The organism is Bradyrhizobium sp. ORS 375, assembly GCF_000239775.1.
GTDB lineage: Bacteria > Pseudomonadota > Alphaproteobacteria > Rhizobiales > Xanthobacteraceae > Bradyrhizobium.
In genome coordinates this window covers 1-12,081 of record NZ_CAFI01000019.1, presented here as the reverse complement: position 1 = coordinate 12,081, position 12,081 = coordinate 1, and the positions used below count along the sequence as shown (strand labels likewise).

Here is a 12,081-nt window from a genome sequence, read left to right as displayed (position 1 = left end):
CGAGGGCGCCGGCGTCGTCGTGCTCGAGGAGTATGAGCACGCCAAGGCGCGCGGCGCGCGGATCTATGCCGAGGTGGTCGGCTATGGCCTGTCGGGCGACGCCTATCACATCACCTCGCCGTCGCCGGATGGCGACGGTGGCTTCCGCAGCATGAGCGCGGCGTTGAAGCGCGCCGGCATCACCGCCGCCGACCTCGACTACATCAACGCACACGGCACCTCGACGCAGGTCGGCGACGAGATCGAGCTTGGCGCCGTGGAGCGTCTGCTCGGCAATGCCGCCTCGAAGATCTCGATGTCCTCGACCAAATCGTCGATCGGCCATCTGCTCGGTGCTGCCGGCGCCGTCGAAGCGATCTTCAGCATTCTCGCGATTCGGGATAACATCGCGCCGCCGACGATCAATCTGGAGAACCCGTCGGTGGAGACCGCGATCGACCTCGTCCCGCATACGCCTCGCCAACGCGAGATCAATGTGGCGCTGTCGAACTCGTTCGGTTTCGGCGGCACCAATGCGTCGGTGATTCTACGGCGCGTGGTGAGCTAGTGCGGAGGAGCGGAACACCGCGTGGACCTGTTGCGACTTTGTCACGCGGAATTCCGACTGCAGCCACACTAGAACCCAACACTTCGCGTGTCTTTCGCAGGTCGGCCGAGCGCCGATGCGGTCAGCGGATGCGCGTGGCGGCGACAACGGGCGGAAACACCTTTTCGCCGTATTCGATGACGATTCGTGAGGATGGGCGTGGAGTTCAGGTCGCTTGCGTGGGGTGCGCACGGCCACGACGAGAGCGACAGGACTGAAGGTTGCATCGATGAGTGAACGGCCGCCCATCTCGCCCCGTAGTCCGCGCGCAGCGCTGGAGCCTGAACGGGTGCCGCCGCCGCCGCGTCGCTCGGATCGGGCGCGCAATCCCTTCGTGGTGGTCGGCAACGCGATCATCACGCTGCTCATCCTCGCCATGATCGGTGCCGGGACAGCCTACTACTATGGCCGGCAGATCCTCGAGGCGCCTGGACCCCTGCAGGACGACAAGATCGTCAACATTCCGCAACGCGCCGGCAAGCGCGACATTGCCGACGTGCTGGCGCGCGAGGGCGTCATCGACGTCAATCCCTGGATCTTCATCGGCGGCGTCTACGCGTTGAAGGCCAGTTCCGATCTCAAGCCGGGCGAGTATGCGTTCCAGAAGAATGCGTCGCTGCGCGAAGTGATCGGCGTCATCGTCGAGGGCAAGGTCGTGCAGCATGGCGTCACGATTCCGGAGGGCCTGACCTCGGAGCAGATCGTAGCGCGCCTGTCGGACAACGAGATCTTCACCGGCAGCGTACGCGAGATTCCACGCGAGGGAACGCTGCTGCCTGAGACCTACAAGTTCCCGCGCGGCACCAGCCGCGATCAGGTCATCCAGCGCATGCAGCAGGCGCAGAAGCGCGTGCTGGCCGAGATCTGGGAACGCCGCAGTCCGGATCTGCCGGTGAAGTCGCCGGAGCAACTGGTGACGTTGGCCTCGATCGTCGAGAAGGAAACGGGCAAGCCGGACGAGCGCAGCCGCGTCGCTGCCGTGTTCGTGAACCGGCTGAGGCAGCGGATCAAGCTGCAGTCGGACCCGACCATCATCTACGGGCTGGTCGGCGGCAAGGGCACGCTGGGCCGTCCGATCAAGCGCAGTGAGATCACCCAGCCATCGCCTTACAACACCTATGTGATCGAAGGCCTGCCGCCGGGGCCGATCTCCAATCCCGGCCGCGCCTCGCTGGAGGCGACAGCAAATCCGGCGCGCACGCGCGACCTGTATTTCGTCGCCGACGGCACGGGTGGTCACGCCTTCACCGAAACCTACGACCTGCATCAGAAGAACGTCGCCAAGCTCCGGGCGATGGAGCGGCAGACCCAGAACGACACCATCGAGCCGGAGGAAGCCCCGCCTGCAGTTGCCGGCGGAGCCGTCGATCCGGCTGCCGGAACCGGGGCGCCGCGTGCGCCGGTCGGCGCCAAGAAGCCGCCGGCCAACCGCGCCACGGGCGGCGCCGTGCCCGGCACGGGCGCCCGGCAGGGCGCGGCCCAGCCGAGCCCACCGGTCGTTCAGCAATAATTTCCCACGCAGGCCGGCCGCGCAGAACCGGGCTTAACATTTGGCCAAAAGGCCGTAAGGTTCGCGCACTTTTGGCGGGCGAGTCTGTCGCCCGCCGCTGATCTGCCGGAGATATTGCTGAATGGCGCTGTCGAGCATGACCGGCTTTGCCCGAAGTCACGGGGCAAGCGGTCCCTACTCGTTCGAGTGGGAGTTGAAGTCGGTCAACGCCAAGGGATTGGACGTCCGGGTGCGGTTGCCGCAGGGCTGGGACGAGGTCGAGGCGTTCGCCAAGAAGCGCGCCACCGAGGTGCTGTCGCGCGGCACCGTCTACGCCAATCTCACGGTCAAGCGTACCGAGACGGGATCGACGGTGCGCATCAACGAGGACGTGCTCGCGGCCGTCGTGAAGGTGGCGAGCTCGCTGTCCGGCCGCATCGACGCGGTCGCGCCGAGCATCGACGGGCTATTGTCGATCAAGGGCGTGATCGAGGTGGCCGAGCCGGAGACCGACGAGGCCGAGGAGAAGGCTGCCAAGGATGGGGCGATCGCGGCGTTCGAGGCCGCGCTGAAGCATCTCGTCGAGATGCGCCGCCGCGAGGGCGATTCCCTCGGCCAGATTCTCAAGCAGCGCGTCGATGAGATCGAGGCGCTGGCCGGAAAGGCCGAGGCCTCGCCCGGCCGCAAGCCGGAAGCCATCAAGGCACGGCTGGCCGAGCAGGTCGCGGCCTTGCTCGAGACGTCCGATCGCTTCGATCCTGATCGCCTCGCGCAGGAGGCGCTGCTGATCGCGGCCAAGGCCGATGTCCGCGAGGAGCTCGATCGCATCGCCTCGCACATCGCGCAGGCGCGCGAGATGCTCGGGAAGGGCGGCCCGGTCGGCCGCCGGCTCGACTTTCTCGCCCAGGAATTCCACCGCGAGGTCAACACGACCTGCTCGAAGTCGAACGACATCGAGCTGACCAATATCGGCCTCGAGCTGAAGACGGTGGTCGAGCAGTTTCGCGAACAGGTTCAGAATCTGGAGTGATCCATGGCGGCTCACGACGGAAGCTTCGATGGAGTTGAGCGGCGCGGCCTGATGTTCGTGCTGTCGTCGCCGTCAGGCGCCGGCAAGACGACGCTATCGCGCCTGCTGATCGAGCGCATGTCGGGTCTGCAGATGTCGGTGTCGGCGACGACCCGGCCGATGCGGCCCGGCGAGGTCGACGGGCGCGACTATCACTTCGTCGACCGCGCGCGCTTCGAAGAGATGGTCAAGCGCAACGAGCTGCTCGAATGGGCGACGGTGTTCGACAACCGCTACGGCACGCCGCGCGGTCCGGTCGAGGCTGCGCTGTCCGCCGGCCAGGACGTGCTGTTCGATATCGACTGGCAGGGCACACAGCAGCTGCGCGAGAAGGCGCGCCAGGACGTCGTCAGCGTCTTCATCCTGCCGCCGTCGGCTGCCGATCTGGAGAAGCGCCTGCATACGCGTGCCCAGGATTCACACGAGGTCATCCGCGGGCGCATGAGCCGCGCCAGCCACGAGATGAGCCACTGGGCCGAGTACGACTACATCGTCATCAACCGCAACGTCGACGACGCCTTTGCCGAGGTGCAGTCGATCCTCAAGGCCGAGCGGCTCAAGCGCGAGCGCCGCACCGGGCTGACGACCTTCGTGCGAGAGCTGCAGCGCCAGCTCGAGAGCTGACGCGCTTCGCGATCAAGCCCGGCGGCCGAGCCGCGCCAGGATGTCCTGGATGCCGTCGAGCTCATCATCCTGCTGAATGTTGCGCGGCCTCGGCCGGAGCGCCGGAGGCCGCGGGATGAAGTCGAGCGGCGGCGTTGCCGGATCCTCGAATGGTGTCGGGACGAATGGACGCCCCGGCTGCTGCGGCCGCTGTTGCTGCGGGGGCCGCGATGGCCGCGATTGCTGATGGTGCCGCGGTTGCGACTGCGGACGATGCTGCTGCGGTGGCGGCTGCTGCGGACTCTCGATGGCCGGAGATGCCGCCGGAATCGAGGACCGCGATTCCAGCAGGCTCATCAGTTGCGCAGCAGGATCGTCCTGCATGCGGGTGAAGTTCCCCTCGACCTGGTCTCCGGCAAATTCCTCCTCGTCCTCCTGAGACGGCTCCAGCTCGTCTTCCGGGAGGGAGAAGCGCGACTGCAGGAGATTGATCAGCGCCGCCGCGGGATCGTCGAGATCATCGTCTGCCGTTGCGGCCGGGGCGGCCGCGACGCTCTCATCCTCGGCCTGATGAGCCGGCTGCCGAGCCGCGTGGGCGCGAAGCGTCTCGATCAGCGCGGCTGCTGGATCGCCCGTGTCCGTCGAAGACGCCTGCGCAGCTTGATCGGCCATGGCGCCAACGGGCTGAACGGCCGACTGGCCGGTGCGAAGACGATTCATCAATTGCTGCGCAGCCTGGGTGCTCTGAGACGCGACCGCATCGGGCGCGGTCGGCGACGTTCCGGCAGCGACCGCCGCGGGCGGCGCCCCGCCCGTATCGCCAGCCTGGGGCGCACGTCGCTTGGCCGCGCGCGACACCAGCAGCGCGGCGATCACCTTGGCGGCGTCGACCGGCGCGGCGCCGGCCGATCCGGACCCGCCATCGCCGGCGCGGGCCCTACGCAGGGCCGAGACGATCTCGCCGACGTCGACCGGGGAGGGCGGCGCGGCTGCCAGTGCATTCTGGGACGGTTGAGAGGCGGGCAGCGGCGGTGCAAAGGCAGCTGCTGGCGCGGCCTGTTGGGCGTCGGACCAGGATTGCGGCGGCGCCTCAGCCGGTGCGCCGTAGGCCGGAGCCTGCGCAGCCAGGGCGGCGGCGGCCGCGCTGGCCTTGGCAGCCGCGGCCTTGGCAGCCGCGGCGTTGGCGGCGGCGGCTTGGGCAGCAGCCATCTGAGCATGGGCCAACTGGGCAGCGGCCACCTGCTGTGGCGGCGATGCAGGCGGCATCATGGCGGCGACAGCCGGCTGTCCGGCCGGCGCAGCCATCGGCGTATTGGTCGCGGGCGCCCGTTGCGCCGAGACGCGGTCCGCGAGCTGATCGGCGGCCTGCCACACGGCGTCGGTGTTCTGCGGCCGCTGCGTGTCAGATGCGGCGTCAAGCTCGCGCCGGCGGGCCGAAACCGGCTGATGATCCCCCTGCTGAAGCGGAGACTGCCGATACGCGCGCGCCTCCGAAGGCTCGGGTTGAGGCGTCGGCAACCGCGCGCTTGCCAAGTCCAGCGCCGACACCGGCTGTGCGCCCCGACCGTTATCGTAGGACGCGGTCGACATGCCGCCGCGGCCCGCACGCATCCCGGATTGCGGGGATTTGCCGCGCGCCTTCATGCGTCCGCGGCGCGCTCGCGCATCCTCGTGCCAGCTGCCGTTGCGTCGGCGACGCTGACCCATGCGGCTGAGCCGGTAAAGAGCGCTGGCGAGCAAGCCGGAGATGGCCAGCGCGCCGATCACCACGAGCATCAGGATGTGGATCGGCGCTTCGGGCTTGGCTGCTTTCGAGGCGGCGGCCGCCTGATTGTCGTTCGCGCCGGCTGCATTGGTCCCCGCATCGGCGTTGCCGTCATCGGCTGTGGTCGTCGACGTCGTATCGGCCGTGGTCGTGTCGACCGGCTGCGGCGGTGCCGACGGCCAGGGCGAAGCATCGAGACTGCGCGGCAGGCTGGCGTCGGACGCCGTCAAGGTCGTCGGCGTGATCGCCAGATTTTGCGGCTTCGGCGTCCCCCTCGCGTCCACGCCGGTTCGCAGGCGCGATTGCGGCAGCTCCGCCATCGCGTCCGAGCTGGAGCGCTGCGCCGGCCCATCCGTCCGTCGTGGCGTGAGCTTGGGCGGCGAAGGCTGGGCGAAGTCCCAGGCCGCCGGCTGTTGGGTGGCGCGAACGGGCGCAGCGATTTCACGGCCATTGGCATCCTTGAGATACCAGCAGCGTCGATTGGTGCCGCGGTCGAAGCGATAATACCAATGCTGGGCGTCAGACTTGTCGCCGGTCGGCTCGGTGAGGCAGTCCTCCGCCGTCATGGCGGCGCGCGGCAGCGCGATCGCGACGCTCGCTGCGATAGCGACGGCAATGGCAAATGCAACTCCTGCCATTCGGCTTGCCATTGACGACTCCGGATACGCTTACGCAACGGCGCGTTCTCGGAGACAAGTTGGGTGGCAATGAGCCGCAATTCCGGATTAATTCTGGCCCGCTCTTTTCGCCGCCGAGTGCGGCTTTTTTCCCACAAGAGAATGCGTCCAGGCCTGACGGATTTGGCCGCGATGTCGCGGCAAATCGGTCACATCGGTGAAGATCGATGGCGCGATTCAGTCTCGATGATTGCGCGTACGGCCTGACGACCCCTGAGCTTGTGGGCAAGTGATCGGCGACGAAAGCCTCAGAACAAGGCGTTGCGGTTCTTTGATCGGGCGACGCGCGGCGGCCCCGTCGCTCGGTGCCGGCTTGGCGCTACGAGCCGCAGATGCTGTGCCGCAGCCGCTGCGACCCTCCGCGGGATCGTGCTGATGAGCAGCAGGCGGTCGCGGCGTAATCCACGCGGCCGCCTGCCATGTTCAGGGATCGGGCTCGTCAGTTCGTCAGCACGACGCGTCCGACCACCTGGCCGGCACGCAGCGCATCGATCCATTTCTGCACGTCGCCCATCGGCTCCTCGCGCATCGGCGGCGGCTTGATCTTGCCGGCGCGCGCCAGCGCCATCAGCTCATGGCCCTCGGCGAGCGTGCCGACCATGAAGCCTTCGATCGTCATCCGCTTGTACACCCATTGCACCATCGGCAGGGTGAACTGGCCGCCCATCAGTCCGGACACCACGATCTTGCCGCCGCGGGCGACGACGGCAACCGCGAAGGCCATCGACTTCTCGTTGCCGGCGAAGTCGACGACCTCGTCGAAGCCGCCGCCGGTCTCCTTGAGGATGCGCTTGATCACGTCGGGCTCGGCCGGATCGTAGGCGGTGGCGGCGCCGTTCTGCAGCGCCGTGTCGCGCGCAGCGGCAGAGAGATCGGCGACCGAGATCGGCTGCTTGAACATCGCCTGTGCGAACGACAGCCCCATCATGCCGACGCCGCCGAGCCCGATCAGCAGCAGATTGCGCTGGCGCGGGCGGTCGACGAGACGCTTCAATGCGCCATAGGCCGTGACGCCTGAGCACATCAGCGTGGCCGCCTGGTTGACCGGCAGCGGGTCATATTCGAGCAGGTATTTCGCGTCGGGCACCAGCACGTGAGTGGCAAAACCGCCGTCGATCGAGACGCCGAGGAAGCGCTGCTTGGCGCACAGATTCTCGTCGCCATTGGCGCAGTCGCGGCACTGGCCGCAGCCGATCCAGGGAAACACCGCGCGCCTCTTCCCGATCAGCTCCTTCGGCACATCGGGCCCGACCTCGTCGACGACACCCGCGATCTCGTGGCCCAGCGTGAAGGGCAGCGTCATGCCGCGCGTGGTGTCGAGCTTCTTGCCGCCGCCGAGATCGGCATAGCCGTCCTGGATGTGAAGGTCGGAGTGGCACAGGCCGCAGCGCTCGATGCGCACGAGAACCTCGCGTCCGACAGGCTTCGGTGTCTCGACGATGGTCTCGCACAGCGGCGCATCGAACTTGACCAGCGACTGACGACGCATCAACGCCATGATGAATCTCCCTGAAATGCTTGTTGTTAGATGTTGTTGTCGTTGCGACTATTGGTCAATTCGCGCGCCATGGCAACAAAGCCGGAGACCGGGATGGTCTCTGCGCGGCGGGTCGGATCGATGCCGGCGGCGGCCGCCAGACGTGCGGGATCTGCAGGGAGCGACTTCAGACTCTGCCGCAGCATCTTGCGACGCTGGCCGAACGCGGCCGCGGCGACCTGCTCGAGCGCGCGGCGATCGCAGGGCTCGGGCTCCGGGCGCGGCACCAGCCGGACTACGGACGACGTGACCTTCGGCGGCGGCACGAAGGCCGATGGCGAGATGTCGAACAGGATCCTGGTCTCGCAACGCCAATTGGCGAGCACGCCCAGCCGGCCATAGGCCTCTTCATTTTCGGTGGCGACGATGCGCTCGGCGACCTCGCGCTGGAACATCAGCACCATCATCTCGTACCACGGCGGCCAGGGCTCGGCGGAGAGCCAGCCGATCAGCAGATGCGTCGCGATATTGTAGGGCAGGTTGGCGACGATCTTGGCTTTGGTGCTGCCGAGATAGGGGCGAACGTCGAAGGTGCGGGCATCCGTGCAGACGATTTCGAGTCGCCCGGGATAGCGATCGGCGATTGTCCGCAACGCGGGAATGGCGCGCTCGTCGTGCTCCACGGCGATGACGTGACGGGCGCCGAGCGCAAGCAGCGCCCGCGTCAGGCCGCCCGGTCCTGGGCCGATTTCCACGACCGTGGCATCTTCGAGCGGACCCGCAGCGCGGGCGATCCGGGCGGTGAGATTGAGATCGAGCAGGAAGTTCTGGCCCAGCGCCTTGCGCGCCGACAGCTGGTGCTCGCGGATGACCTCGCGCAGCGGCGGGAGGTCGTCGATGGCGCTCATGACGCGCGGGCGGCCATGCGCGCCGCGAGCTGCAAAGCAGCGATCAGGCTCGCCGGATTGGCAGTGCCCTTGCCGGCGATGCCGAACGCCGTGCCGTGATCCGGCGACGTCCGGATGAAGGGCAGGCCGAGCGTGACGTTGACGCCCTCGTCGAACGCCAGGGTCTTGATCGGGATCAGCGCCTGATCGTGGTACATGCAGACGGCGCAATCGTAGCTCTTGCGCGCCGCCTCGTGAAACATCGTGTCGGCCGGCAGCGGTCCCTGCACGTCGAGACCGGCGTTGCGCAAGGTCGCGATCGCGGGCGCGATGATGGTGTCCTCCTCGCTGCCCAGCGTGCCGTCCTCGCCGGCATGCGGATTGAGTCCGGACATCGCGATGCGCGGCCGCGACACGCCGAAATACCGCCGCAGGCCGGCGGCCACGATACGGGTCGTCGAGGTGATCAGAGGGCTCGTCAGCTGCTCGATCGCATCGCGCAGCGCCACGTGGATGGTCACGGGCACTACCGCTAGCATCGGCGACCACAGCATCATCACGGGCTGCGGCACAGCGCCGCCATCGGCAGCCAGCTCGGCGAGGAATTCGGTATGGCCGGGATGCGCGAAGCCGGCGCGGTAGAGCACGGCCTTGGCGATCGGGTTGGTCACCACGGCCGCGGCCCGTCCGGCCTGCACATCGGCAACCGCGTGGCGGATCGAGCCGATGGCGGCTTCAGCGCTGGTCGCATCGGGACGGCCGGGCAGGGCGGTGGTGCGATGTCCCGTGGCGACAACCGGCAGCGCGTGCGCGAAGGCCTGCGATGCCTGCTCGGGCCGCACCTCGACCACGGGAATCGACTGGTCGAGCAGCTTCGCCCGCTGCGCCAGGAAGGCGGGATCGCCGAGCACGTAGAACGCCGGAAGACCGAGCGCTTCGCGGCGCAGCCACGCTTGCAGGGTGATGTCGGGTCCGATGCCTGCCGGCTCGCCCAGCGTCAGCGCGAGGGGCTTCGTCATCAGCGGTATTCGATCATCGCCGACTTGCGAACTTCCTGCAGATAGGCCTTCGACGTCGCCTCATATTTCTTGGCGTACATCTGTTCCTTGATCTCGCGCTTCTTCGGCGTGTCGATCGTGGTCGGCGTGCGTGCGCAGAGCGCGACCATCTGGATGCCCTGCTTGGTGGCTTCCGGCGGCGTCAGATGACCGATCGGGGTGTCGTCGAGCAGCTTGCGGAGGTTGGGCGGAATGTCCGCGGAGGTCTTGACCACGATCTCCTTGATCACGGCATTGGCCGTCGTTCTGAAGATGTTGTTGGCGTCGGCGCAGCTCTGCACCCGCCCGCGCAGCGCTTCCGCTTCCTTTTGCCGGATCTCCATGGCGCCCTGGTTCGACGTATTGGAGACGATCAGCACGATCGGCTGCATCTTGTATTCGAACGCCTGGCCCTGCTGGTCGGAATCGCCGCCGGCAGCGGCAACGGCCGCGGCCACGTCCTTGTCGGACACGATCAGGCGTTCCTTGTAGCGACCGCGGACGAGGCTGGTCCAGACGATCTCCGCCTTGATGCGCGACTTGAGCGTCTCCGGCCGCACGCCCTGGCTCTCGAGCGATCTGGTCAGCTGATCGGCGTTGAGACGCATGCGCGAGCCCATGCCGGCGTAGGACTGGTCGATGTCGGAGGCGCTCGGCTCGACGCCGAACTTCTTGCCTTCCTTGATCTTCACCTTGTCGTCGATCAGCTCGTTGATGATCTCCTGGCGGCTCTGCTGCTTGCGGGTGCTCAGGAAGTTCAGCTTGGTGCGCTGCTCGATGTCGTAGTCGGTGATCGGATCACCGTTCACCATCACAACGATGCTCTGGGCGCGGGCCGAGGTCATTCCAGGGCCCCACGCCAGCGCGGCGACCGCGCAGAAGGTCAGGGTCCGAAGGCGGGGAAGGAACGGAGTCGTCATGATGAAGCTTCGCTGTTCGCAATCAATCCAATTGGGAGCGGCGCCACGGCTCTCAGTGCACGGCTCAGAACTGACTGTCCCAAAGCCACGGTCCCCAAACCATGGCTAGCCGCCCATAGGCCAGAACCGCATCGGCTGCAACGCCTGACTCTCGAGACGGGGCGGTCGGATCCGCGCCGACCGAGCCCGGCGCGCCTTACTGAAGGCCTCCGGCCCCGGTTCCCGTCGACGAGGAATTGGCGAGAGTCCGGAGTCCGATCTGGAGCATGTAGGCATGGCTCAGAACGGGCGTGGTGACGCCTGTCGTGTAATTATACGACGTTACATAGTTGGCGGCCAGCACGAAACAATCGTCCACATAGCCAGCGCCGATCACATACTGGTTGATCTTGTTGGCGGCGAGATCCCATCGCGCTGCACCGGTCACCACCCAGTTCGGCGCGACCTTCACCGAGCCGCTGCCCAGGATGCCCTCGCGGCGGTTGATGTAGCCGATCGCCGGATCGGCGGCATAATTGCCGTAGGTCAGGGCCACCGACCACCGGTCGAAGTTCGCCTTGGCTTCCGCCTCGAAGCGCTGGACGTTCAGCGTCTGCTGGTCGAACCGGCTGCGCATGCTGAACGTGTAGGTGCGGTTCGGCGAATAATCGAGCCGGGCCACGTAATCGGAGGCTCGCTTGTCCAGGCCGGAACCGATGCCGGTGTTGTTCATGTCCTGAACGGCGAAGGAGTTCAGCCCGAACAAATGATAGGACTGGCCGAACAGCACGTTGATGGTGCCGCCGCGGTCGAACTGCGTGGTCGCCTGGACGCCGACATTGGCGCGGCCGCCGCCTTCGATGCGATCGTAGCCGGAGAATTTGTCGACGCTGAACAGGTTGCTCGCGTCGAACACCATGCTCTGGGCGTCCTCGTTCGGCAGCCGGCCGGCATAGGTTTCGTTCGGCCGGACGATGACCTGCGCGATCGGCTCGATCGTCGTGGTTCCCCACGGCTGCACGTTGATGAACGGATAGCGGTATTCCAGGCCGACGGTCGGCATCAGGCGCAGCGCCTGGGTGTCGCCGGTCGGCAGGAAGTTGCCGACGCCCGGCTGCGCCGTGACGTTGGCATTGATCGCGTCGGCGCGCAGGATCGCGAACGGCGTCCAGATCTGGCCGAAGGGGTCGGTGTACGAGCGCCGCCACTGCGCCTGCGCCGTCAGGCGGGTATAGGTGCCGGGCATGGCGCGCAGCAGGCACTGCGTCGGCAGGCGGGCGAGCGGGTCGGCCGACGTCGTCGTGCACAGGCCATTGGTGTTGGCCGTGGTCGTGATCGGATCGAACACCGCCTGCTGGCGGGTCAGATTGACGAAATTGGTCTTGTAGCTGAGCTCGCCGCCGAACACCGGGTAGTTGAGCACGTTCGAGTAATCGAGCACCGGATAGACGATCGGAACCGTCTGCTGGTTGCCCGAGAAGCTCAGATAGTGCATCGCCCTGACGTCGAAGACGCTCCGGCTGCCGACGCCGGTCAGATACAGCTGCGAAATCGCTTCCGTGGGCAGGCTCATGAACGAGTTGAACGGATCG

Annotated in this window: 10 protein-coding genes; 4 read left to right on the top strand and 6 right to left on the bottom strand. The window is 67.0% G+C overall.

Going from position 1 to position 12,081, the window contains the following annotated elements:
• The 4 genes from BRAO375_RS01845 to gmk all read left to right on the top strand — a co-directional run.
• Positions 1–547, top strand: a 547-nt coding sequence (locus tag BRAO375_RS01845; RefSeq protein ID WP_035638398.1) for a 3-oxoacyl-ACP synthase, incomplete at its 5' end; no start/stop codon positions are given.
• A 268-nt stretch (positions 548–815) separates the two neighbouring features.
• The gene (mltG, locus tag BRAO375_RS01840; protein WP_035638394.1) at positions 816–2,096 is read left to right on the top strand and encodes an endolytic transglycosylase MltG; all 1,281 of its coding nucleotides are present in this window, start codon (positions 816–818) and stop codon (positions 2,094–2,096) included.
• A 121-nt stretch (positions 2,097–2,217) separates the two neighbouring features.
• Positions 2,218–3,105 carry a YicC/YloC family endoribonuclease gene (locus BRAO375_RS01835; protein ID WP_009025741.1) on the top strand — a complete coding sequence of 296 codons (888 nt, stop codon included), beginning with the start codon at positions 2,218–2,220 and terminating at the stop codon, positions 3,103–3,105.
• Positions 3,106–3,108: 3 nt separating this feature from the next.
• Positions 3,109–3,768 (top strand): guanylate kinase, encoded by a 660-nt coding sequence (gmk, locus tag BRAO375_RS01830; protein ID WP_009025740.1) that lies wholly within the window; start codon positions 3,109–3,111, stop codon positions 3,766–3,768.
• 12 nt (positions 3,769–3,780) lie between these two features.
• On the opposite strand, the gene BRAO375_RS01825 is transcribed toward gmk, so the two are convergent.
• The 6 genes from BRAO375_RS01825 to BRAO375_RS01800 form a co-directional block, all read right to left on the bottom strand.
• Entirely contained in the window at positions 3,781–6,162 is a 2,382-nt protein-coding gene (locus BRAO375_RS01825) for a hypothetical protein (protein WP_009025739.1), read from the bottom strand.
• A gap of 466 nt (positions 6,163–6,628) precedes the next feature.
• A complete protein-coding gene (locus tag BRAO375_RS01820; RefSeq protein ID WP_009025738.1) occupies positions 6,629–7,687 on the bottom strand; it encodes an alcohol dehydrogenase in 1,059 nt (352 codons plus the stop codon).
• 26 nt (positions 7,688–7,713) lie between these two features.
• On the bottom strand, positions 7,714–8,574 hold the full coding sequence (gene rsmA, locus BRAO375_RS01815) for a 16S rRNA (adenine(1518)-N(6)/adenine(1519)-N(6))-dimethyltransferase RsmA (protein WP_009025737.1): 861 nt from the start codon (positions 8,572–8,574) through the stop codon (positions 7,714–7,716).
• Positions 8,571–9,572 carry a 4-hydroxythreonine-4-phosphate dehydrogenase PdxA gene (gene pdxA, locus BRAO375_RS01810; RefSeq protein WP_009025736.1) on the bottom strand — a complete coding sequence of 334 codons (1,002 nt, stop codon included), beginning with the start codon at positions 9,570–9,572 and terminating at the stop codon, positions 8,571–8,573. The genes rsmA and pdxA overlap by 4 nt, the downstream gene beginning before the upstream one ends.
• Complete coding sequence (locus tag BRAO375_RS01805) at positions 9,572–10,510, bottom strand: SurA N-terminal domain-containing protein (protein WP_035638392.1); 939 nt, start codon at positions 10,508–10,510, stop codon at positions 9,572–9,574. Before BRAO375_RS01805 ends, pdxA begins: the two co-directional genes overlap by 1 nt.
• Before the next feature lie 196 nt (positions 10,511–10,706).
• Positions 10,707–12,081 (bottom strand): LPS-assembly protein LptD (locus BRAO375_RS01800; protein ID WP_035638391.1); only part of this gene is annotated, 1,375 nt, incomplete at its 5' end.

Bases quoted from the DNA above. Each gene is read 5' to 3' on its own strand.
- BRAO375_RS01820 (WP_009025738.1), bottom strand. From the start codon at position 7,687: ATGGCGTTGATGCGTCGTCAGTCGCTGGTCAAGTTCGATGCGCCGCTG.
- rsmA (WP_009025737.1), bottom strand. From the start codon at position 8,574: ATGAGCGCCATCGACGACCTCCCGCCGCTGCGCGAGGTCATCCGCGAG.
- BRAO375_RS01835 (WP_009025741.1), top strand. From the start codon at position 2,218: ATGGCGCTGTCGAGCATGACCGGCTTTGCCCGAAGTCACGGGGCAAGC.
- gmk (WP_009025740.1), top strand. From the start codon at position 3,109: ATGGCGGCTCACGACGGAAGCTTCGATGGAGTTGAGCGGCGCGGCCTG.
- pdxA (WP_009025736.1), bottom strand. From the start codon at position 9,572: ATGACGAAGCCCCTCGCGCTGACGCTGGGCGAGCCGGCAGGCATCGGA.
- mltG (WP_035638394.1), top strand. From the start codon at position 816: ATGAGTGAACGGCCGCCCATCTCGCCCCGTAGTCCGCGCGCAGCGCTG.
- BRAO375_RS01805 (WP_035638392.1), bottom strand. From the start codon at position 10,510: ATGACGACTCCGTTCCTTCCCCGCCTTCGGACCCTGACCTTCTGCGCG.
- BRAO375_RS01825 (WP_009025739.1), bottom strand. From the start codon at position 6,162: ATGGCAAGCCGAATGGCAGGAGTTGCATTTGCCATTGCCGTCGCTATC.